This is a genomic window from Streptomyces canarius (genome assembly GCF_014650735.1).
In the GTDB taxonomy this organism is placed as follows: Bacteria; Actinomycetota; Actinomycetes; order Streptomycetales; family Streptomycetaceae; genus Streptomyces; species Streptomyces olivaceoviridis.
In genome coordinates this window covers 114,824-136,631 of sequence record NZ_BMVN01000007.1, presented here as the reverse complement: position 1 = coordinate 136,631, position 21,808 = coordinate 114,824, and the positions used below count along the sequence as shown (strand labels likewise).

The following is a 21,808-nucleotide window of genomic DNA, read 5'->3' as shown; positions in this document are numbered from 1 at the left end:
ACCCGCCGAGAAGAACTCAGCGCTCCTCGACCGGCACGAAGTCGCGCTCCACCACGCCCGTGTAGATCTGGCGCGGGCGGCCGATGCGGGAGCCCGGCTCCTTGATCATCTCGGTCCACTGGGCGATCCAGCCCGGCAGGCGGCCGAGGGCGAACAGGACCGTGAACATCTCGGTCGGGAAGCCCATGGCGCGGTAGATCAGACCGGTGTAGAAGTCCACGTTCGGGTACAGCTTGCGCTCGACGAAGTAGTCGTCGGACAGCGCGTGCTCCTCCAGCTTGAGGGCGATGTCGAGGAGCTCGTCCTCCTTGCCCAGCGCGGAGAGCACGTCGTGCGCGGCGGCCTTGATGATCTTGGCACGGGGGTCGAAGTTCTTGTAGACCCGGTGGCCGAAGCCCATCAGGCGGACGCCGTCCTCCTTGTTCTTCACCTTGCGGATGAAGGTGTCGACGTCGGAGCCCGAGTCGCGGATGCCCTCCAGCATCTCCAGCACGGACTGGTTGGCACCGCCGTGCAGCGGGCCCCACAGGGCGCTGATGCCGGCCGAGATCGACGCGAACATGTTGGCCTGCGAGGAGCCGACCAGGCGGACCGTGGAGGTCGAACAGTTCTGCTCGTGGTCGGCGTGCAGGATCAGCAGCTTGTCCAGCGCGGCGACGACGACCGGGTCGAGCTCGAACTCCTGCGCCGGCACGGAGAAGGTCATGCGCAGGAAGTTCTCGACGTAACCGAGGTCGTTGCGCGGGTAGACGAACGGGTGGCCGATCGACTTCTTGTAGGCGTACGCCGCGATCGTCGGGAGCTTGGCGAGCAGCCGGATCGTGGAGAGGTCGCGCTGCTTCTCGTCGAACGGGTTGTGGCTGTCCTGGTAGAAGGTGGACAGCGCCGAGACGACCGAGGACAGCATGGCCATCGGGTGGGCGTCGCGCGGGAAGCCCTTGTAGAAGTTCTTGACGTCCTCGTGCAGCAGCGTGTGCCGCGTGATGTCGCTCTGGAACGCCGTCAGCTGGTCGACGGTGGGCAGCTCGCCGTTGATCAGCAGGTACGCCACCTCAAGGAAGGTGGAGCGCTCGGCAAGCTGCTCGATGGGGTAGCCGCGGTAGCGGAGGATGCCCGCCTCGCCGTCGAGGTAGGTGATCGCGGATTTGTAGGCGGCGGTGTTGCCGTAGCCGCTGTCCAGAGTCACCAGACCGGTCTGGGCGCGGAGCTTCCCGATGTCGAAGCCCTTGTCACCGACGGTGCTGTCGACCACCGGGTAGGTGTACTCGCCGTCGCCGTACCGCAGTACTACAGAGTTGTCGCTCACGTCTTCCCTCACCGACGTAGTGCCTCATCTTCGAGGTGCCCTGACTGTCTCTACCATCCCCCATTTGGCTCAGGAGAGTGCACTCGGGGTCGACCATTGGGCCTATTGGCGGCACTCAGTGCCGTCAACCTGCTCATCCTGCCCCCTCGAAGGGGTAACCGGAAGTGCTCTGTGACCTTCACGACTCGTTTGATCGATCATTTTCGCCGCGGGCCCGGATTCCGTGCCGCCACCGTGACTTCGGGGCCACCGCCCGTGACTTCGGGGCCCGCTGCCGGAGGCTCAGGCCCCCAGTCTGTAGTCCAGGGCCGTGCACCGCCGCCCGGCCGACACCGTGCGCACCGCCTGCCCGATCGCCTTGCGCGAACCGACGAGAACGACCAGTTGACGGGCCCGGGTGACCGCCGTGTAGAGCAGGTTCCGCTGGAGCATCATCCATGCTCCCGTGGTGACGGGAATCACCACGGCGGGATATTCACTGCCCTGCGAGCGGTGGATGGTCACCGCGTACGCGTGGGCCAGTTCGTCCAGTTCGTCGAATTCGTACGGAACCTCCTCGTCCTCGTCCGTCAGCACGGTCAGGCGCTGCTCCACCGGGTCGAGCGAGGTGACGACACCCACGGTGCCGTTGAAGACACCGTTCTTCCCTTTCTCGTAATTGTTGCGAATCTGGGTGACCTTGTCGCCGACGCGGAAGACCCGGCCGCCGAACCGCTTCTCCGGCAGATCGGGCCGTCCGGGCGTGATGGCCTGCTGGAGCAGCCCGTTGAGCGTGCCCGCACCGGCCGGCCCCCGGTGCATCGGCGCGAGCACCTGCACGTCCCGGCGGGGGTCCAGCCCGAACTTGGCCGGAATCCGCCGCGCGGCCACGTCCACGGTGAGCCGGCCGGCGGCCTCCGTGTCGTCCTCCACGAAGAGGAAGAAGTCCTTCAGCCCGTCGGTGAGCGGATGCTGCCCCGCGTTGATGCGGTGCGCGTTGGTGACGACACCGGACTGCTGGGCCTGCCGGAAGACCCGGGTGAGCCGGACGGCCGGGACGGGACTGCCGTCGGCGAGCAGATCGCGGAGGACCTCCCCCGCGCCCACGCTGGGCAACTGGTCCACGTCCCCCACGAAGAGCAGATGGGCCCCCGGCGGTACGGCCTTCACGAGCTTGTTGGCGAGCAGCAGGTCCAGCATGGATGCCTCGTCCACGACCACCAGGTCGGCGTCGAGCGGCCGGTCCCGGTCGTAGGCGGCGTCCCCGCCGGGCTTCAGCTCCAGCAGCCGGTGCACGGTGGAGGCCTCGGCCCCGGTCAGCTCGGCCAGCCGCTTGGCGGCCCGTCCGGTCGGGGCGGCGAGCAGCACCTTGGCACGCCGGGCCCGGGCCAGCTCCACGATCGAGCGCACGGTGAACGACTTGCCGCAGCCGGGGCCGCCGGTGAGGACGGCGACCTTCTCGGTCAGCGCGAGCTTCACCGCCGCCTCCTGCTCGGGCGCGAGGTCGGCGCCGGTACGGGATCCCAGCCACCCGAGCGCCTTGCCCCAGTCCACGTCCCGGAACCCCGGCATCCGGTCCTGGTCCGTGCGCAGGAGCCGCAGCAGCTGGGCGGAGAGGGAGAGTTCGGCGCGGTGGAAGGGGACGAGGTACACGGCGCTGACGGGCTCGTCGCCGCCGCCCTCGGGCCCGGGCACCTTCTCCCGGACGACCCCCGGATCGCCTCCGTCCTCCGGTACCCGGCCCAGCTCGCCCAGGCACTCGATGACCAGCCCGGTGTCCACCTGGAGCAGCTTCACGGCATCGGCGATCAGCCGCTCCTCCGGCAGGAAGCAGTGCCCCTGGTCGGCGGACTGCGACAGCGCGTACTGCAAGCCGGCCTTCACGCGCTCGGGACTGTCGTGCGGGATCCCGACCGACTGGGCGATCTTGTCGGCGGTGAGGAAGCCGATGCCCCAGACGTCGGCGGCGAGCTGGTAGGGGCGTTCCTTCACGACGGAGATCGACGCGTCGCCGTACTTCTTGTAGATCCGCACGGCGATGGAGGTGGACACCTCGACGGTCTGGAGGAAGAGCATGACCTCCTTGATGGCCTTCTGCTCGTCCCAGGCGTCGGCGATCTTCTTGGTGCGTTTGGGGCCGAGGCCGGGGACCTCGACGAGGCGCTTGGGCTCCTCCTCGATGATCCTCAGGGTGTCGACGCCGAAGTGCTGGGTGATGCGGTCGGCGAAGACCGGCCCGATGCCCTTGACCAGCCCGGACCCCAGATAGCGCCGGATGCCCTGGACGGTGGCCGGCAGCACGGTCGTGTAGTTCTCCACGTGGAACTGTCTGCCGTACTGCGGGTGCGACCCCCAGCGGCCCTCCATCCGGAGGGATTCACCGACCTGGGCGCCGAGGAGCGCGCCGACCACCGTGAGGAGATCCGCGGCGCCTCTGCCGGTGTCGACCCGGGCCACCGTGTACCCGTTCTCCTCGTTGGCGTACGTGATCCGCTCCAGCACGCCTTCGACCACGGCAAGACGCCGTTCGCCGGTCTGGGTCCCCGCCTGTTGAGCCATGATCCGACGGTACCGGTGAGGTCTGACAGCGGCCCACTGGTACCGTCCCCGCCCATGACCGACGCCGAGGGGAACGGGGCCGCCGCCCGGGAGTTGCGGGACCGCGTCGAGGCGGCCACCGCGGGAACGCCGTACCGCATGCAGGGGACGGCGCAGGGCTTCGACCTGACCGTCGACGTCCGTACCCCGCAGTGGCGGGAGCTCCTGACCCGGCACCGCGTCGGTCAGGTCCACACCTACCGGGTCGCGCTCCGCCCGCGGGAGAAGCGCTTCACGCTGACCGACGTCGTCCGCACCGTCGAGTACGAGGCGGGCCCGGGCGGGGTGCGGCTGGGCAGGACCGTGTCCGTCGGCCGGAGCGTGTACGTCACCAGGACGTGGAGCCCGGGCGGTACACCGGAGTACTCCTTCTCCTCCGCCGAGGGCCACCGCCTGATCCGTGGCGCGGCCCGGGAGCTGGGCTGGCAGGAGGTCCGGCCCACGAGCGTGAAGATCGCCATGGCCTTCGGCATCCTCGGCGGCGTCGTCGCCCTGGGCACGTTGATCGCCCTTGCCGCCGTGTTCTGGCTCTGAACGGCCAACTCGCCCACGAGCGCCGGGATTCGAGGCGCCGGACCGGCGCACTCCGCACACCGGCGAGCCGGCCTCTTCGGCCACTGGAGTGGCGGGCGCCCCGCACCCTGATCCTCGTATCGACGGGAGCCAGGACACGTGACCGGCTCCGTGATGGCTGCCACCGATGGCGGCGGCGAACGGCTCGGGGAACGCGTCGGCTCCACGGCGCCCGCACTCGCCGACGCGGCCGAATTCGACGAACCCCACGGGGTGGACTGCCTCGTCTCCGGCCGGGACGACGGCGACGCGGTCACGCTGTACGAGCGGGACGCCGACGGCTCCCGGTCGGTGGTCGCGGCCGAGGTCGACGTCGAAGAGCCATCCCGACGCGGGGCTCTCCCGGACCTCTTCGCCGCGCTCAGAGGGGGTTGATGCGGGCCTTGAGCAGGCAGAACTCATTGCCCTCGGGGTCGGCGAGAACGTGCCAGGACTCCTCGCCGGTCTGACCGATGTCGGCCGGGCGCGCCCCGAGCTTCAAGAGGCGTTCGAGTTCGGCGTCCTGATCACGGTCGGTGGCGTTGACGTCGATGTGCAGCCGCGGCTTCCCCGGCTCCGGCTCGGCCCTGCGGCTCAGGAAGAGCGTCGGCTGCGCGCCGCCGAACCCTTCCCGCGGCCCGATCTCGATGCTGCCGTCCTCTTCGCGTCCCAGCACCACGAAGTCCAGGACCTCGCACCAGAACCGCGCCAGCACCTCGGGTTCGCGGCAACCGAGCACGAGCTCACTGATACGACATGCCATGGAAGGAACCTGCTCTCAGCGTGGGGCGACCGGTGCGGCCACGCGAACCGGATGGGCTCAGCCCGGCGGCGCGGCGGGAACACGCCGAGACCGTACCGGGCGGGGCGAGGAGGTGCGAAGGGTTTTGGGAAGGCGAGGGTCGCCGCCCGGATGAGGGTCTTGAAAAAGCCCGGAAAGTGTTGCGGTCACTGACCCTGATGCGTACGCGATGGGGCGCAACTGCTTCTCGCTCACGCCCGCGAGGCCGGACGCGATCTGACGGATGACCGGAGCGGTCTCGCCGAGCAGGCCTGCTGCATCGCAGATGCCTGCGCAGCTCGACCGCCAGCCGCGACTGACGGCCGCCGCACCCCGCGCGTGATCCTGGCGTTGCACGGCCTGACGGGGCTGGTGACGGCCTGTGCGCAGTGCTGGGGTGGCAGCCGTCGGCGTGGTTCGGGGACCGGGGGAAGTACGCGTGGGGCGAACCCGTGGCGAGCCGGCTCGTTGATCACGTCGTATGAAAGGAGAGCTGATGGTCGGCTCGTCGCATGAGGCGTTGCACCGGATCTTCCAGAAGGATCCGGCGTTGCTGACGCGGGCGTTACAGCGGGTGCTGGATGTGCCGTTCCCGGAGCCGCGGGAGATCGCGGCGCTGAACGTGGACCTGACGGAGATCGAGCCGGTCGAGCGCCGAGTGGACACGTTGCTGCGGGCGGAGACGGATCAGGGCACGTATCTGCTGGTGGTGGAGTCGCAGGGGAAGGTGGACGAGCGTAAGCGGGGAAGCTGGCCGTACTACCTGTCGTACCTGTACGAGAAGTACCGGTGCGAGCCGGTACTGATCGTGATCACGCAGAGCAGTGCGACGGCGAAGTGGGCCTCGCGTCCGATCCGGTTCGGGTTCTCGGGGTGGGACTCGCTGACGGTGCGTCCGCTGGTGCTGGGTCCGGACAACGTGCCGGTGATCGCGGACGAGCGGCAGGCCGAGCGGGACGTCCCTCTTGCGGTGCTCTCGGCGATGACACACGGGCGTGGGCCGGGGGCGGCGGCCATACTGGAATCCCTGGCATCCGCCCTGCGGACCATCGACCCCGACAGTGCCGCGGTCTTCGTGCAGTTCGTCGACTCATGCCTGGCCGACCCCCAGGCGAAGCAGATGTGGAGGGATTTGATGACGGCGATCCAGTACTTCTGGCGACACCCCCTGGCCGAACAGGTACGGGAAGAAGGGCGGGAGCAGGGCCTGGAGGAAGGCCGAGCGGAGGCCAAGGCCGAGATGGTGATGCACATCCTGGAATGGCGTGGCGTCCCCGTACCGGAAGCCGTCCGCGAACGGGTGAACGCCTGCACAGACCTCGACCGGCTGGAAACCTGGGCCCAACGAGCCGTTCACGCGGCGGACGCCACGGAGTTGTTCACCGAGGAGTGAGCAAGTAGCCCTTGGGTCGCTCGCTCGCTTCCGGGCCAGTGCCGTGCTTCCGCGAGCCGAGTGAAGAGCGCTGCGCGTCGCCTTCGGCCCACCCTTGACCCAGCCCGCTCCAGCACGAGGGAGAAGCGAGCGAGCGGCCCGCAGAAGCGGTGGCCTAGCCCGGCACCGGGCCCTCGGGTCGGTTACGTCCGCATCGTCGGCAGGGGTGCGCGGTCGCGTCTCGGCAGCACGCCGGGTGGGCTCAGCGACTTACGGCCGGTGGGGTGCGCATCCGCGTCTCGCCCACACGTCGGGTGGGCTCGGCGACTTACGGCCCGGGGGGCGCGGGGGCGCCCCTCGCACGCCGGGCCGGCCCAACGGCGAACGGTGGATGGGGAGGGGCGCGACCACCTCTCGCCCACACGCCGGGCGGGCTCGGCGACTTACGGCCCGGGGGGATACGCATACGTACCTCGCCAGCACGCCGGGTGGCTCGGCGGCTTACGGCCGGTGGGGGGTGCGCATCCGCGTCTCGCCCACACGCCGGGCGGGTGCGGCGACTTACGGCCCGGGGGGATACGCATACGTGCCTCGCCAGCACGCCGGGTGGCTCGGCGGCTTACGGCCGGTGGGGGGTGCGCATCCGCGTCTCGCCCACACGCCGGGCGGGTGCGGCGACTTACGGCAGGGGGGCGCGGGGGCGCCCCTCTCGCACGCCGGGCCGGCCCAACGGCGAACGGTGGATGGGGAGGGGCGCGGACGCGTCTCGCCCGCACGCCGGGTGAGCTCGGCGGCTCGCGGCTGGGGGGGTGATTGGCAGATCTGTACCGGGGCCTACCGGGAAGGCGCAGGTGGGGTGGGGCGGGGGTGGAACGGATCTGCCTGTCTTCCGGGAGGAGCTGCTGGGGCTAGCGGCGGTGGCGGGGTTTGTCCTGGCGTGGGGGGAGCGTCAGGGTGATTTGGCGGACCAGTTGCTGGAAGCATGCCAGGGACGCGCAGGCGGGGAGGGCGGCGCCGGCGATTCCTGTGATCGTTCGGTCGGCCTGGGCCACGCACAGCATCATCGCGACGGATGAGAACATCAGGACGATGAACCACGAGTGCAGGGCCCGGCGCTGGTGCAAGGCGCTGCGCAGGATGGAGAGGGAAGCCACCATCCAGGGGCCGTACACGAGAATGGGCCACCAGGCGATCATCTCGCCGCTCGTGCCTGACGTGATGTTCCGCAGTGGCCCGTAAGCCGCCATTCCGCCGAAAACGCTGACCATCGCCACGATGACGGAAACGAATGCGGCGATCACGAAGCTGCCGGTCTGCATCCATTTGACGTGGATCTTTCGAACCCGGCTCTTGCGGTGTCCGGCCCCGGCGGAAGGGCGTCGGAGGGGCGGCAGCTGTGCGGTGATCCGGGCCAGGTTCTCCATCGGGTCGGCGTAGTCGGGTGACGGTTCGCCGCGAGGGGGCGGGACCACGGCCGGCTGTTCGGCCGGAACGGCTTCCTGGAGGAGGTAGGCGAGTTCCTCGGCCGGGTCCCAGCCCGAGTCGGGGGGCACCAGGAGGGGCTCCGAGTCCAGGGCGTCGACGGGGCTGCCGTGCCAGACGGTACCCACCGTGTAGGGGGGTGTGTCCGCGTACCGTTCACGCCGGGCGAAGGGGGAACCCGCATAGTCGTGATTCATGAAAATCCGCCCCGTCACACGCGATCCGCGCGACAGTCAGAGTTTGCCTGGTCGGTCCATCGTTGATTAAGTTCCTCCTGAACCGCTTCCAATAGCGTGAGGAACTCGCGGAGCAGCGACTCGGTGGCCTGGGGTTCGACGCGCACGCCGTCCCCGCGCAAGGTGCCACGCGCCTCCAGCGAGCGTGCAACACCGGGTGTGTAAATATACCTTCCCACCGTCGCCACACGACTCGCAGACAGACTGTCTTTCCTCGCGTCGCGGTGAGGCAAGCCATGGAACCTTGCTGTCGTCATATTCGAGCTAACGCCGCCCCCTCTCCTCCAGATGCGCGGCAAATGAGTGAACATGGCGTAGGGGAAACATTGGAAGTGCGTTTTTTCATTTGTGTCATTCACTTTTCAGTGGCCCGTTTGTGAGTCGAGTGGTTTGTATTCTGAAAACCCTTGCGGTCTGATCGTCCGCCCCGCCGCCGGCGGCTCGTCCGGCGCCGGGGCGGCCGGCCCCCTCACGCACCCCCGGTCACGATTGGGTCTCGGCCACCCGGCACCCCTTGCCTCCGACCTGTGTAATCGATTCCAATCCTCCCTACGGCAGGGATGTAATCGATTCCACGAGTCCACGAGGAGGTGGGGCCGGCGATGGCGAGCATCAAAGATGTGGCCGCTGCGGCGGGTGTGTCCGTGGCCACCGTGTCGCGCGCGCTGAACGGGCATCCGTCCGTCAGTGCCGACGCGCGGGCGCGGGTGATGGAGGCCGTGGACGCCCTGGGCTACCGGCCCAACGCCGTCGCCCGCTCCCTCCGGACGGATCAGACCCGTACCCTCGGCCTGGTCATCAGCGACGTGCTGAATCCTTACTTCACCGAGCTGGCCCGTTCCGTCGAGGAAGAGGCCCGCGCGCTCGGCTACAGCGTGATCATCGGGAACGCCGACGAGCGGCCCGAGCTCCAGGACCATCACGTACGGACTCTGCTCGACCGGCGGATCGACGGGCTGCTCGTCTCCCCCACCGACGGCGGTTCGCCCTTGATGCTGGATGCCGCCCGGGCGGGAACGCCGATGGTGTTCGTCGACCGGTGGATCCCGGGCGTGGACGTTCCAGTCGTCCGCGCGGACGGGCAGGCCGCCGTACGGGACCTCGTCGCCCATCTGTGCCGGCTCGGGCACCGCAGGCTCGCCATCATCGCCGGGCCCGCCGCCACCACCACCGGCAGCGAGCGTGTGGAGGCGTTCCGGGCCGCGCTCGCCGAGTACGGGCTCTCGCTCCCTGACGTCTACATCGGGCAGGGCGACTTCCAGGCGGAGAGCGGGCGGCGGGTCACCGAAGGGTTCCTCGATCTGCCGGAGCCGCCCGAGGTCGTCTTCGCCGCCGACAACCTGATGGCGCTCGGCGCCCTGGACGCCGTACGGGCGCGCGGGCTGCGCGTGCCCGACGACATCGCGCTGGCCGCGTTCGACGACATCCCGTGGTTCGTGCACACCGATCCGCCGGTCACCGCCATCGCCCAGCCGACCGGTGAGCTGGGGCGGGCCGCCGTACGGGCCCTGGTCGACCGGATCGAGGGGCGCACCCCGCGCTCCGTCACCCTGCCCGCGCGGCTCGTCGTACGCCGCTCCTGCGGAGAGACGCACGTGCCCTCCCAGACCCCCGCACCCCCCACGCAGTCCCCCTCCCCAGTGCAAAGGAGCACGTCGTGAGCAACCCGGACGAGTTGCTGCGCATCGAGGGCATACGCAAGACCTTCCCCGGCGTGGTCGCGCTCGACGGCGTCGACTTCGACCTGCGCCGGGGTGAGGTCCATGTACTGCTCGGTGAGAACGGCGCCGGCAAGAGCACCCTCATCAAGATGCTCTCCGGTGCCTACACCCCCGATGCCGGCCGGATCCTCGTAGGCGGTGAGGAGGTGCGCATCCATGGTGCGCAGGACTCCGAGCGCCTCGGGATCGCCACCATCTACCAGGAGTTCAACCTCGTTCCCGATCTGACCGTCGCCGAGAACATCTTCCTGGGCCGGCAGCCGCGCCGGTTCGGGATGATCGACCGGAAGCGGATGGAGGCGGAGGCCGCGACGCTGCTGGAGCGGGTCGGGGTCGACGTCTCGCCCCGGGCCCGCGTGCGGGAACTCGGCATCGCACGGCTCCAGATGGTCGAGATCGCCAAGGCGCTCAGCCTGGACGCGCGCGTGCTCATCATGGACGAGCCGACCGCCGTGCTCACCTCGGAGGAGGTGGAGAAGCTCTTCGCCATCGTGCGGTCGCTGCGCGAGGACGGCGTGGGGATCGTCTTCATCACCCACCACCTGGAGGAGATCGCCGCCCTGGGGGACCGGGTGACCGTCATCCGGGACGGGCGCAGTGTCGGGCAGGTGCCCGCCTCGACGCCCGAGGACGAGCTCGTACGGCTGATGGTGGGGCGCTCCATCGAGCAGCAGTACCCGCGTCAGCGGCCGGAGCAGGGCGCCGCGCTGCTGTCCGTCGAGGGACTGGGCCGCAACGGCGTGTTCCACGACGTGAGCTTCGAGGTGCACGCCGGCGAGGTCGTCGGTATCGCGGGGCTCGTGGGGGCCGGCCGTACGGAGGTCGTCCGGGCGGTGTTCGGCGCCGATCCGTACGACCACGGGGTCGTGCGGGTCTCCGGTGCCGAGCTCAAGCGGCACGACGTGAACGCCGCGATGGCGGCCGGGATCGGACTGGTGCCGGAGGACCGCAAGGGCCAGGGACTGGTGCTGGACGCCTCCGTCGCGGAGAACCTGGGGCTGGTGACCCTCCGGTCGGCCACCCGGGCCGGGCTGGTGGACCGCAAGGCGCAGTACTCCGCCGCCGAGCGGATCGCCGGGCAGCTGGGCGTGCGCATGGCGGGCCTCGGGCAGCATGTGCGGACCCTGTCCGGCGGCAACCAGCAGAAGGTCGTCATCGGCAAGTGGCTGCTGGCCGACACCAAGGTGCTGATCCTGGACGAGCCGACGCGCGGTATCGACGTCGGCGCCAAGGTCGAGATCTACCAGCTGATCAACGAGCTGACGGCCGCCGGTGCCGCCGTGCTGATGATCTCCAGCGATCTGCCGGAGGTGCTCGGCATGAGTGACCGGGTGCTGGTGATGGCCCAGGGCCGGATCGCCGGTGAACTCCCGGCCGACGAGGCCACCCAGGACGCCGTCATGGCGCTCGCCGTCTCCACCCCGACCGCCGGCTCGGACTCCGCCACCGGCTCCACCCCCCTCACCGACAAGGAGGCCACCCGTGGCCACTGACACGCTCAAGAGGCCGGCGGGCGCGAGTGGCGCCCCGGGCGGCCTGCGCCGGCTGCTCCTCGACAACGGCGCGCTCACCGCGCTGATCGTCCTGGTCATCGCCCTGTCGGCGCTGTCCGGCGACTTCCTGACGACGGACAACCTGCTCAACATCGGCGTCCAGGCGGCCGTGACGGCGATCCTCGCCTTCGGTGTGACCTTCGTGATCGTCTCGGCGGGCATCGACCTGTCGGTCGGCTCGGTGGCCGCGTTGTCGGCGACCGTGCTGGCCTGGAGCGCCACCTCCCACGGGGTGCCGGTGGTGCTCGCGGTGCTGATGGCGGTCGCCACCGGCATCGTCGCCGGTCTGGTGAACGGTTTCCTCATCGCCTACGGCAAGCTGCCGCCGTTCATCGCGACGCTGGCCATGCTGTCGGTGGGCCGCGGTCTCGCCCTGGTGATCTCGCAGGGCTCCCCCATCGCCTTCCCGGACTCGGTCTCCCACCTCGGGGACACCCTCGGCGGCTGGCTGCCGGTGCCGGTGCTGGTCATGGTGGTGATGGGACTCATCGCCGCGTTCGTGCTCGGTCGGACGTACATCGGCCGGTCCATGTACGCGATCGGCGGCAACGAGGAGGCCGCGCGGCTGTCCGGTCTCCGGGTGAAGCGGCAGAAGCTCGCGATCTACGCCCTGTCCGGGCTGTTCGCCGCCGCGGCGGGCATCGTGCTCGCCTCCCGGCTGTCCTCGGCGCAGCCGCAGGCCGCCGACGGTTACGAGCTGGACGCCATCGCGGCGGTCGTCATCGGCGGCGCCTCGCTGGCGGGCGGCACCGGCAAGGCGTCCGGCACGCTGATCGGCGCGCTGATCCTGGCGGTGCTCCGCAACGGCCTCAACCTGCTCTCGGTCTCCGCGTTCTGGCAGCAGGTCGTGATCGGTGTCGTGATCGCGCTGGCGGTGTTGCTGGACACCGTGCGCCGCAAGGCCGGGGCGACCCCGGTGGCCGCCGGCACGGGCGGGCCGAAGGGCAAGCAGGCGGCCACGTACGCGCTCGCCGCCGTGGTCACCGTCGCCATCGTCGGCGCGACCTCCTTCCTGCACAGCGGTTCCTCGTCGTCCACGACGCCGAAGATGGGGCTGTCCCTGTCCACGCTCAACAACCCCTTCTTCGTACAGATCCGGTCGGGTGCCCAGGCCGAGGCGAAGAAGCTGGGCGTGGACCTGACCGTCACCGACGCCCAGAACGACGCCTCGCAGCAGGCCAACCAGCTCCAGAACTTCACCAGTTCGGGCCTGGGTGCGATCATCGTCAACCCGGTGGACTCGGACGCGGCGAGCAACTCCGTGAAGGCCGCCGACAAGGCGAAGATCCCGGTCATCGCCGTGGACCGCGGTGTCAACCACGCGTCCGTGGACACGCTGGTGGCCTCCGACAACGTCGCCGGTGGTGAGCTGGCCGCGAAGACCATCGCCGAGAAGCTGGGCGGCCAGGGCAAGATCGTCATCCTCCAGGGCCAGGCGGGCACGTCGGCGGCCCGGGAGCGGGCGGCCGGGTTCGCCCAGGGCCTCAAGGCCTACCCGGGCATCCAGGTGCTGGCGCAGCAGCCCGCCGACTTCGACCGCACCAAGGGCCTCGACGTGATGTCGAACCTGCTCCAGGCCCACCCGGACGTGCAGGGCGTCATCGCCGCCAACGACGAGATGGCCCTGGGCGCGATCAAGGCGCTCGGCTCCAAGGCCGGCAAGTCCGTGCAGGTGGTCGGCTTCGACGGCACCCCGGACGGTCTGACCGCGGTCAAGAACGGCACGCTGTACGCGTCCGTCGCCCAGCAGCCCTCGCAGCTGGGGAAGATCGCCGTGGACAACGCCCTCAAGGCGGTCAAGGGCGACAAGGTGGACCCGACGGTGAAGGTGCCGGTGAAGGTCGTCACGAAGGACAACGTGGCCGGCTTCACCGGCTGACAACAGGCGATTCGGGCGGGCGGCCCCGGGCACTTCCGGGGCCGGCCCGCCTGGCGTCATCTCTCAGGGGAGTCAACTGATGTACGACTACGACCTTCTGGTCGTGGGATCGGCCAATGCCGACCTGGTGATCGGTGTCGAGCGGCGGCCGGCCGCCGGCGAGACGGTGCTCGGCGGCGATCTGGCCGTGCACCCGGGCGGCAAGGGCGCCAACCAGGCGGTCGCCGCGGCCCGGCTCGGTGCCGCCACGGCCCTGCTGGCGCGGGTCGGCGACGACGGCCACGGCCGGCTGCTGCTCGACTCCCTGCGCGCGGCCGGGGTCGACACGGTGGGCGTGCTGGTGGGCGGGGCCCCGACGGGGGTCGCGCTGATCACCGTCGACCCGTCCGGCGACAACAGCATCGTGGTGTCGCCGGGCGCCAACTCCCGCCTGCTGCCGGCGGACGTCCGGGCGGCGGCGGGCGTCCTGCGCGCCTCCCGGGTGGTGTCGGCGCAGCTGGAGATCCCGCTGGAGACGGTCGTGGAGGTCGTACGGAACCTGGCGCCGGGCAGTCGCTTCGTGCTGAACCCGTCGCCGCCGCGCGAGCTGCCCGCGGAGGTGCTGGCGGCGTGTGACCCGCTGATCCTCAACGAGCACGAGGCGCGGGTGGTCCTCGGGGACGCCTGCGCGAGCGACGATCCCGAGGACTGGGCCCGGCTGCTGCTGGCCAGGGGTCCCCGCTCGGTGGTGGTGACGCTGGGCGCGGAGGGGGCGCTGGTGGCCGACGGCTCGGGGGCGACCCGGGTGCCGTCGGTGACGGTGGACGCGGTGGACACCACGGGTGCCGGGGACGCGTTCACGGCCGCCCTGGCCTGGAAGCTCGGGTCCGGTGCGGACCTGGCGGACGCGGCGGCCTACGCGGCCCGCGTCGGCGCGGCGGCCGTGACCAGGCGGGGCGCGCAGGAGTCGTACCCGACGGCGGAGGAGGTCGAGGCCCTGTGAAGAAGGCGGGGATCCTCAATCGTCATCTCTCCGGCGCCCTGGCCGAACTGGGCCACGGGCACGGGGTGCTGGTCTGCGACGCGGGCATGCCGATACCCGACGGCCCCCGGGTGGTGGACCTGGCCTTCCGCGCCGGTGTGCCGTCCTTCGCCGAGGTGCTGGACGGCCTGCTGGCCGAGCTGGTGGTGGAGGGCGCCACGGCGGCACAGGAGGTGCGGGCGGCCAATCCGGCGGCGGCCGGGCTGCTTCAGGCCCGCTTCCCCGAGCTGGCCCTCGTCTCGCACGAGCGGCTGAAGGAGCTGTCGGCCGGAGCCCGGCTGATCGTCCGCACCGGCGAGGCCCGGCCGTACGCGAACGTCCTGCTGCGCTGCGGGGTGTTCTTCTAGGGCGGACACGGCCGGAACCCAGGGCGGGGACGGCCGGAACGTTTCGAGGGGGCCTCCCCGGCCCGTAGGCCCGGGACGCCCCCTCGGCGTTCCCCTCCCCTGCCGGAACCCGATCCCCCCCCGGGGTCCCCCGTGGTTCCGACGACGGTTACGACACGGCAGGCGGCGGAATGGTTGCACCCGCTTCCGCGCATTCCTCCGCGGGGTCCGCTAGCGGATCACGTGCTCCACGAACCGCTGCGCCGTCTCCGCCAGCACCTCGCGCCCGTCCCGCGCCCACAGCCGCTCGTTGAACAGCTCGACCTCGATCGGGCCGGTGTACCCGGCGGCCTCCACCCATCTCTTCCACTCCCGCATGTCGACCGCTCCGTCGCCGAGCTGACCGCGCCCGTTGAGGACGCCCTCGGGCAGGGGGGTGGTCCAGTCGGCGAGCTGGAACGTGTGGATGCGGCCCGCCGCGCCCGCGCGGGCGATCTGCGCGGGCGCCTGGTCGTCCCACCAGACGTGGTACGTGTCCACGGCCACCCCGACCTGGTGCGCGGGGAAGCGTTCGGCGAGGTCCAGGGCCTGGGCGAGGGTGGAGACCACACAGCGGTCGGACGCGTACATCGGGTGCAGCGGCTCGATGGCGAGACGTACGCCGCGCTCGGCCGCGTAGGGGGCGAGGACGGCCAGCGCGTCGGCGATGCGCTCCCGGGCGCCGCGCAGGTCCCTGCTGCCGGCGGGGAGTCCGCCGGAGACCAGGACCAGGGTGTCGGTGCCGAGGGTGGCGGCCTCGTCGATCGCCGCGTGGTTGTCGCCCAGCGCCTCGGCCCGCTCGACGGGGTCGGTCGCCGTGAGGAAGCCGCCCCGGCACAGCGTCGTCACCGTCAGGCCCGCGTCCCCCACCAGCGTGGCCGCGGCCTCCACGCCGTACCGCCGCACCGGCTCCCGCCACAGGCCGACCCCGGGGACGCCCAGCGCGACACAGGCGTCGACCAGGTCCGGGAGGGACAGCTGCCTGACCGTCATCTGGTTGACGGAGAAGCGCGCGAGTTCCGCCGTGCTCACTGGTCCACCCCGTACAGCGACAGAAGGGTCTTCATCCGTTCCTCCGCGAGCTTCGGGTCCGGGAACAGGCCGAGGCCGTCGGCGAGTTCGTAGGCGCGGGCGAGGTGCGGCAGGGAGCGGGCCGACTGGAGGCCGCCGACCATGGCGAAGTGGCTCTGGTGGCCGGCGAGCCAGGCGAGGAACACCACCCCCGTCTTGTAGAAGCGGGTGGGCGGCTGGAACAGGTGGCGGGACAACTCCACCGTGGGGTCGAGGAGTTCGCGGAAGCCCTGGACATCGCCCGTGTCCAGGACCCGTACCGCCCCGGCCGCGAGCGGGCCCAGCGGGTCGAAGATGCCGAGCAGGGCGTGGCTGAAGCCCTGGTCGTCGCCCGCGATCAGCTCCGGGTAGTGGAAGTCGTCGCCGGTGTAGCAGCGCACGCCCCGCGGCAGCCGTCGCCTGAGGCCGACCTCGCGCCGCGCGTCCAGCAGGGAGATCTTGACGCCGTCGACCTTGTCGGGGTGTGCGGCGATCACCTCCAGGAAGGTGCCGGTGGCCGCGTCCAGGTCGGACGAGCCCCAGTAGCCCTCCAGGGCCGGGTCGAACATCGGGCCGAGCCAGTGCAGGACCACCGGTTCGGCGGCCTGGCGCAGGAGGTGGCCGTAGACCTCCAGGTAGTCCTCGGGGCCCTTCGCCGTCGCGGCCAGCGCCCGGGACGCCATGAGGACGGCCTGGGCGCCCGCCTCCTCCACGACCGCGAGCTGCTCCTCGTACGCGGCCCGGATCCGGGCGGGGGTGCCCCCGGCGAGCTGGTCCGTGCCAGCACCGCAGGCGATACGGCCGCCGGCCGCGCGCGCCTCCGCGGCGCTGCGCCGGATCAGTTCGGCGGCGCCCGCCCAGTCCAGGCCCATCCCGCGCTGGGCGGTGTCCATCGCCTCGGCGACACCGAGCCCGTGCGACCACAGGTGGCGGCGGAAGGCGAGGGTGGCGTCCCAGTCGATCGCGGCGGGCGCGTCGGGCGGGACGTCGGCGAACGGGTCGGCGACGACATGGGCCGCCGAGAAGACCGTGCGGGAGCTGAAGGGGGCGCCGGGGGCGACGGAGAGGGGTGCGGTGCGCGGCTCGTACGCGCGCAGGGTGCCGTCCGCCGCGGGGAGTCGGATGGTCACAGGGAGATCTCCGGTACGTCGATGCGGCGGCCCTCGGCGGAGGACTTCAGGCCCAGTTCGGCGAGTTGGACGCCCCGGGCGCCGGCCAGCAGGTCCCAGTGGTAGGGGGCGTCGGCGTAGACGTGTTTGAGGAACAGCTCCCACTGGGCCTTGAAGCCGTTGTCGAACTCGGCGTTGTCGGGGACCTCCTGCCACTGGTCGCGGAAGACCTCGGTGGCGGGGACGTCCGGGTTCCACACCGGCTTGGGGGTGGCGCTGCGGTGCTGGACACGGCATCTGCGCAGGCCGGCGACGGCCGAGCCCTCGGTGCCGTCGACCTGGAACTCGACCAGTTCGTCGCGGTGGACCCGGACCGCCCAGGAGGAGTTGATCTGGGCGACGGCGCCGCCTTCGAGTTCGAAGACGCCGTAGGCGGCGTCGTCGGCGGTGGCGTCGTAGGGCTTGCCGTTCTCGTCCCAGCGCTGGGGGATGTGGGTGGCGGCGAGGGCCTGGACGGAGGTGACCCGGCCGAACAGCTCGTGCAGGACGTATTCCCAGTGCGGGAACATGTCGACGACGATGCCACCGCCGTCCTCGGCGCGGTAGTTCCAGGAGGGGCGCTGGGCGGGCTGCCAGTCGCCCTCGAAGACCCAGTAGCCGAACTCGCCGCGCACGGAGAGGATCCGGCCGAAGAAGCCGCCGTCGACGAGGCGCTTCAGCTTCAGCAGACCCGGCAGGAAGATCTTGTCCTGGACGACGCCGTGCTTGACGCCCTTGTCGTGGGCGAGGCGGGCGAGGGCGAGGGCGCCGTCGAGGCCGGTGGCGGTGGGCTTCTCGGTGTAGACGTGCTTGCCGGCCGCGATCGCCTTCGTGAGTGCCTCCTCGCGGGCGGAGGTGACCTGGGAGTCGAAGTAGACGTCGACGGACGGGTCGGCGAGGACGGCGTCCACGTCGGTGGAGACCTGGTCCAGGCCGTGCCGCTCGGCGATCTCCCGCAGGGCGTGCTCACGCCGGCCGAGCAGGACCGGTTCGGGCCAGAGCACGGTGCCGTCGCCGAGGTCGAGGCCGCCCTGCTCGCGCAGGGCGAGGATCGACCGGACGAGGTGCTGGCGGTAGCCCATGCGCCCGGTCACGCCGTTCATGGCGATACGCACCGTCTTGCGTGTCACGTGAGTCCCCTTCGTGGGCCGGTGGAGGAGGCAGTTCAGCCATCGGATAGCAAGCGCTTTCTACATGGGGAGAAGCTAGCCTCTGGAAGTGGTCTGTACAAGACCGTGTCCGCTTCGGGTTGTTCGAGGGGGCGAACAAGCGGGGTCCGTGGCCTTAGGGTCTGCTCGGAACCAGGACGGATGCCTGGCTGTCTACGAGGGCGTACCACATGACGCGTGACCGGAGGACGACGAGATGACGGTGACCCTGGCGGACGTGGCGGCCCGCGCCCAGGTCTCCCCCGCGACGGTGTCGCGCGTGCTGAACGGCAACTACCCGGTCGCCGCGTCCACCCGCGAGCGGGTGCTGCGCGCGGTGGACGAGCTGGACTACGTCCTCAACGGCCCCGCCAGCGCGCTCGCCGCCGCCACCTCCGACCTGGTCGGCATCCTCGTCAACGACATCGCCGACCCGTTCTTCGGGATCATGGCGAGCGCGATCCAGGCGGAGATCGGGGGCCCGGGCGGGCGCGCGGGCGGCGAACGCCTCGCGGTCGTCTGCAACACCGGCGGCTCCCCCGAGCGCGAGCTGACGTACCTGACCCTGCTCCAGCGGCAGCGGGCCGCGGCCGTCGTGCTGACCGGCGGGGCCGTGGAGGACGCGCCGCACGCTGCCGCGGTCGCGGCGAAGCTGCGGAAGCTGGCGGACGCCAGGACCCGGGTGGTGCTGTGCGGGCGCCCGCCGGCGCCGGACACCGAGGCCGTCGCGCTGACCTTCGACAACCGGGGCGGCGCCCGCGAGCTGACCGACCACCTCATCGGCCTCGGCCACCGCCGGCTCGGCTACATCGCCGGCCCCGAGGAGCGCACGACCACCCGGCACCGCCTGGAGGGCCACCGCGCGGCGCTCGCGGCGGCGGGCATCGAGGAGGACCCGCGCTGGACGGTCCACGGCCGCTACGACCGCCGGTCCGGTCACGAGGCCACCCTGGAACTGCTGCGCCGCGATCCCTCGTTGACGGCGATCGTGGCCGCGAACGACTCCGTCGCCCTCGGCGCCTGCGCCGCGCTGCGGGAGTCCGGGCTGCGGATTCCCGAGGACGTCTCGGTGGCCGGCTTCGACGACCTGCCGTTCAGCATCGACGCGGTGCCGTCCCTCACGACGGTCCGGTTGCCGCTGGCGGAGGCGGGAGCGCGGGCCGGGCGCATCGCGATGGGGCGGGAGGAGCCGCCGCCCGGGGGGATCGCCGCGGTGCGGGGGGAGTTGATGGTGCGGGGGTCCTCCGGGGCGCCGCGGGAGTAAGGGCGCGGGGTGCCGGGGCCGCGTCGGGGTGGGGGCTGTGGTGGTGTGCCGAGTGCGGGTGCGCGGTGGTCGAGCGCGCCCGCGCGGCGCAGCCGCACATCCATACGGCCCCGCGCCCCCGAGGCTGGCCGGGCCGCCGTTTCCTGGTCGGCACCGATGAGTTTTCGAGGTGCCGGGCGTCTTCATCGTCGTAAGCAACGGACACTTGCCGAGGAGCGGATCCATGCGTGTCGTCGTCACCGAGTTCATCAGCCTTGACGGAGTAGTGCAGGCCCCGGGCGGGCCCGAGGAGGACACCGACGGGGGGTTCGCGCACGGTGGGTGGTCGCACCCGTTCTTCGACCCGGAGGTCGTGGGCGGGGCGTTCGCCGCGGGGCTGGAGAAGGCCGAGGCGCTGCTGTACGGGCGGCGGACGTACCTGACGATGGCCGCCGCGTGGCCGGAGCGGGCGGGGGATCCCTTCGCCGACCGGCTGAACTCCATGAAGAAGTACGTCGTGTCCGACACGCTCGGCGAGTCCGAGCTGAGCTGGGAGAACACCGTGCGGATCCCGGGGGCGCGGGCCCTGGAGACGGTACGGGAGCTGCGGGCCACCGAGGGCGGGGACCTGGCGATGATGGGCAGCCCCACGCTGGTGCGGGCGCTGATCGCGGCGGGGCTCGTGGACGAGTTGCGGCTCGTCGTCATGCCCGTGCTGCTCGGCGGCGGGAAGTCGGTCTTCCCTGCCGACGGGGGGCTGCGCAGCTGGGAACTGGTGTCGTCGGCCACCGCGAAGACCGGGGCGCAGGTGAACGTGTACCGGCCGGCCGGGCGGTCGTAGGCGTGGACGGGGGAGCGCGGGCGGCCTAGGCTCGCAGGGGGCAGGATCTCTGACTGGGTCAAGCATCCGGGGGCGATCATGACCGTCCAGGACGTCCGCGCTTTCAACCGCTTCTACACCGGTGTGATCGGCGCCCTCGACTACGAGCGCCACCTGTACGCCCCGTACACCCTGACCGAGGCCCGCGTGCTCTACGAACTCGCGCACGCGCCGTACCTGGACGCGGCCGACGTGCGCGGCGGGCTGGGGCTCGACGCCGGGTACCTGAGCCGGATCCTGAGCCGGTTCGAGGAGGACGGGCTCGTCCGGCGGGAGCCGTCGCAGGACGACCCGCGGCGACGCCGGATCACGCTGACCGCGCACGGGCGGGAAACCGCCGCGCTGCTGGACGAGCGGGCCCGGGAGTCCGTCGCGGCGCTGCTCGACGGCGTCGCTCCGGCGGACCGGGCCCGGCTGGCCGAGGCCATGCGGACCATCCGGGACGTCCTGGGCGGCCAGAAGCGGGCCGCGGACGTGGTGGTGCGGGAGCCGCGGGCCGGGGAGCTGGGGTGGATCGTGCAGCGCAACGGCGCGCTGTACGCGGTCGAGTACGGGTGGAACGCCGAGTACGAGGGGCTTGTCGCCCGGATCGTCGCCGACTACGCGGAGGATCACGATCCGCATCTGGAGCGGGTGTGGATCGCCGAGTTGGCCGGGCGGCCCGTGGGCTGTGTGATGTGCGTACGGGACGACGCGCCCGGCACCGCGCGGCTGCGACTGCTGCTCGTGGAGCCCGAGGCGCGCGGGCACGGCGTCGGGGACCGGCTGGTACGGGCCGTGATCGACTTCGCCCGTGGGGCCGGCTACCGGGAACTGGTGCTGTGGACCAACGACGTGCTCGGCAGCGCCCGCCGCCTCTACCAGCGGCACGGGTTCGTCCTGGTCGCCGAGCGGCCCCACCGCTCCTTCGGCAAGGACCTGGTCGGCCAGGACTGGCGGCTGACGCTGCGCGGACCGGGCGAGTGACGCACGGTCCCCGGACAGCGCCGAAGGGTCCCACCGCCTCCGTGAGTCACGGTCCGCGGGCGCACGGGCCGCACCCGGCGAGTGACACGGGGGATCCCGGACCCCGGCCGACCTGTCGACCAGGACCGACGGCTTGCTGCCACGATCCGGTCGGCCAGGACCGGCGGCTCCCTCCGGCACGCCCCAGTCGGCCAGGACCAGCGGCCCCCTCCGGCACGCCCCAGTCGGCCAGGACCAGCGGCCCCCTCCGGCACGCCCCAGTCGGCCAGGACCAGCGGCCCCCTCCGGCACGCCCCAGTCGGCCAGGACCAGCGGCCCCCTCCGGCACGCCCCAGTCGGCCAGGACCAGGCGCACGCACCGCCCGCCCCGAGCCGGCGACGCACGACAACCCGGACCCCAGCCCGACCAGTCGACCAGGACCGGCAACTGACTGCCACCACCCCCTCGGCCAGGACCGGCGACTGACTTCCCCTCCCCCCGGCCAGGACCAGCCGTTCCTTCCCCCGTCGACCAAGGGCCGACGGCTC

18 protein-coding genes are annotated in these 21,808 nt (G+C 71.4%); 11 read left to right on the top strand and 7 right to left on the bottom strand.

Going from position 1 to position 21,808, the window contains the following annotated elements:
- Positions 1 to 16 precede the first annotated feature (16 nt).
- Positions 17 to 1,306, bottom strand: coding sequence for a citrate synthase (locus IE294_RS12890; RefSeq protein WP_189885454.1), 1,290 nt, complete (start codon positions 1,304 to 1,306; stop codon positions 17 to 19).
- 282 nt (positions 1,307 to 1,588) lie between these two features.
- Complete coding sequence (gene recD2, locus IE294_RS12885) at positions 1,589 to 3,844, bottom strand: SF1B family DNA helicase RecD2 (protein WP_189885452.1); 2,256 nt, start codon at positions 3,842 to 3,844, stop codon at positions 1,589 to 1,591.
- A gap of 54 nt (positions 3,845 to 3,898) precedes the next feature.
- Between recD2 and IE294_RS12880 the strand changes: the two genes are divergently transcribed.
- Together IE294_RS12880 and IE294_RS12875 are read left to right on the top strand one after the other, a co-directional pair.
- Entirely contained in the window at positions 3,899 to 4,417 is a 519-nt protein-coding gene (locus IE294_RS12880; protein ID WP_189885727.1) for a hypothetical protein, read from the top strand.
- Positions 4,418 to 4,570: 153 nt separating this feature from the next.
- A complete protein-coding gene (locus IE294_RS12875) occupies positions 4,571 to 4,831 on the top strand; it encodes a hypothetical protein (RefSeq protein ID WP_189885449.1) in 261 nt (86 codons plus the stop codon).
- On the opposite strand, the gene IE294_RS12870 is transcribed toward IE294_RS12875, so the two are convergent.
- Positions 4,818 to 5,198, bottom strand: coding sequence for a VOC family protein (locus IE294_RS12870; protein ID WP_189885447.1), 381 nt, complete (start codon positions 5,196 to 5,198; stop codon positions 4,818 to 4,820). The genes IE294_RS12875 and IE294_RS12870 overlap by 14 nt on opposite strands.
- Before the next feature lie 514 nt (positions 5,199 to 5,712).
- Here IE294_RS12870 and IE294_RS12865 point away from each other — a divergent pair.
- Complete coding sequence (locus IE294_RS12865) at positions 5,713 to 6,609, top strand: RpnC/YadD family protein (RefSeq protein WP_189885445.1); 897 nt, start codon at positions 5,713 to 5,715, stop codon at positions 6,607 to 6,609.
- An 887-nt stretch (positions 6,610 to 7,496) separates the two neighbouring features.
- On the opposite strand, the gene IE294_RS12860 is transcribed toward IE294_RS12865, so the two are convergent.
- The gene (locus IE294_RS12860; protein ID WP_373315814.1) at positions 7,497 to 8,267 is read right to left on the bottom strand and encodes a DUF2637 domain-containing protein; all 771 of its coding nucleotides are present in this window, start codon (positions 8,265 to 8,267) and stop codon (positions 7,497 to 7,499) included.
- A gap of 641 nt (positions 8,268 to 8,908) precedes the next feature.
- Between IE294_RS12860 and IE294_RS12855 the strand changes: the two genes are divergently transcribed.
- The 5 genes from IE294_RS12855 to rbsD all read left to right on the top strand — a co-directional run bounded on the left by IE294_RS12855 (position 8,909) and on the right by rbsD (position 14,827).
- Positions 8,909 to 9,967 carry a LacI family DNA-binding transcriptional regulator gene (locus tag IE294_RS12855; RefSeq protein WP_189813473.1) on the top strand — a complete coding sequence of 353 codons (1,059 nt, stop codon included), beginning with the start codon at positions 8,909 to 8,911 and terminating at the stop codon, positions 9,965 to 9,967.
- On the top strand, positions 9,964 to 11,520 hold the full coding sequence (locus tag IE294_RS12850) for a sugar ABC transporter ATP-binding protein (protein ID WP_189885443.1): 1,557 nt from the start codon (positions 9,964 to 9,966) through the stop codon (positions 11,518 to 11,520). The genes IE294_RS12855 and IE294_RS12850 overlap by 4 nt, the downstream gene beginning before the upstream one ends.
- The gene (locus IE294_RS12845) at positions 11,510 to 13,459 is read left to right on the top strand and encodes an ABC transporter permease/substrate-binding protein (protein ID WP_189885440.1); all 1,950 of its coding nucleotides are present in this window, start codon (positions 11,510 to 11,512) and stop codon (positions 13,457 to 13,459) included. The genes IE294_RS12850 and IE294_RS12845 overlap by 11 nt, the downstream gene beginning before the upstream one ends.
- A gap of 79 nt (positions 13,460 to 13,538) precedes the next feature.
- Positions 13,539 to 14,441, top strand: a complete 903-nt coding sequence (locus IE294_RS12840; protein WP_014672851.1) for a ribokinase — start codon at positions 13,539 to 13,541, stop codon at positions 14,439 to 14,441.
- The gene (gene rbsD / locus IE294_RS12835) at positions 14,438 to 14,827 is read left to right on the top strand and encodes a D-ribose pyranase (protein WP_059261525.1); all 390 of its coding nucleotides are present in this window, start codon (positions 14,438 to 14,440) and stop codon (positions 14,825 to 14,827) included. The genes IE294_RS12840 and rbsD overlap by 4 nt, the downstream gene beginning before the upstream one ends.
- A gap of 210 nt (positions 14,828 to 15,037) precedes the next feature.
- Here the strand turns inward: rbsD and IE294_RS12830 are convergent, their stop codons facing one another.
- The 3 genes from IE294_RS12830 to IE294_RS12820 are packed head-to-tail and all read right to left on the bottom strand — an operon-like array spanning position 15,038 to position 18,173.
- Positions 15,038 to 15,838, bottom strand: a complete 801-nt coding sequence (locus IE294_RS12830) for a sugar phosphate isomerase/epimerase family protein (RefSeq protein WP_373315817.1) — start codon at positions 15,836 to 15,838, stop codon at positions 15,038 to 15,040.
- Between the two features lie 35 nt (positions 15,839 to 15,873).
- Positions 15,874 to 17,025 carry a dihydrodipicolinate synthase family protein gene (locus IE294_RS12825; protein ID WP_189885436.1) on the bottom strand — a complete coding sequence of 384 codons (1,152 nt, stop codon included), beginning with the start codon at positions 17,023 to 17,025 and terminating at the stop codon, positions 15,874 to 15,876.
- Entirely contained in the window at positions 17,022 to 18,173 is a 1,152-nt protein-coding gene (locus IE294_RS12820) for a Gfo/Idh/MocA family protein (RefSeq protein WP_189885434.1), read from the bottom strand. The genes IE294_RS12825 and IE294_RS12820 overlap by 4 nt, the downstream gene beginning before the upstream one ends.
- A gap of 235 nt (positions 18,174 to 18,408) precedes the next feature.
- On the opposite strand from IE294_RS12820, the gene IE294_RS12815 reads away from it, so the two are divergent.
- From IE294_RS12815 to IE294_RS12805, 3 genes are all read left to right on the top strand, one after another.
- Entirely contained in the window at positions 18,409 to 19,455 is a 1,047-nt protein-coding gene (locus IE294_RS12815) for a LacI family DNA-binding transcriptional regulator (protein WP_189885432.1), read from the top strand.
- Positions 19,456 to 19,678: 223 nt separating this feature from the next.
- Entirely contained in the window at positions 19,679 to 20,275 is a 597-nt protein-coding gene (locus IE294_RS12810) for a dihydrofolate reductase family protein (RefSeq protein WP_189885430.1), read from the top strand.
- 78 nt (positions 20,276 to 20,353) lie between these two features.
- Positions 20,354 to 21,280 (top strand): bifunctional helix-turn-helix transcriptional regulator/GNAT family N-acetyltransferase, encoded by a 927-nt coding sequence (locus IE294_RS12805; protein ID WP_189885428.1) that lies wholly within the window; start codon positions 20,354 to 20,356, stop codon positions 21,278 to 21,280.
- Positions 21,281 to 21,808: the final 528 nt, after the last annotated feature.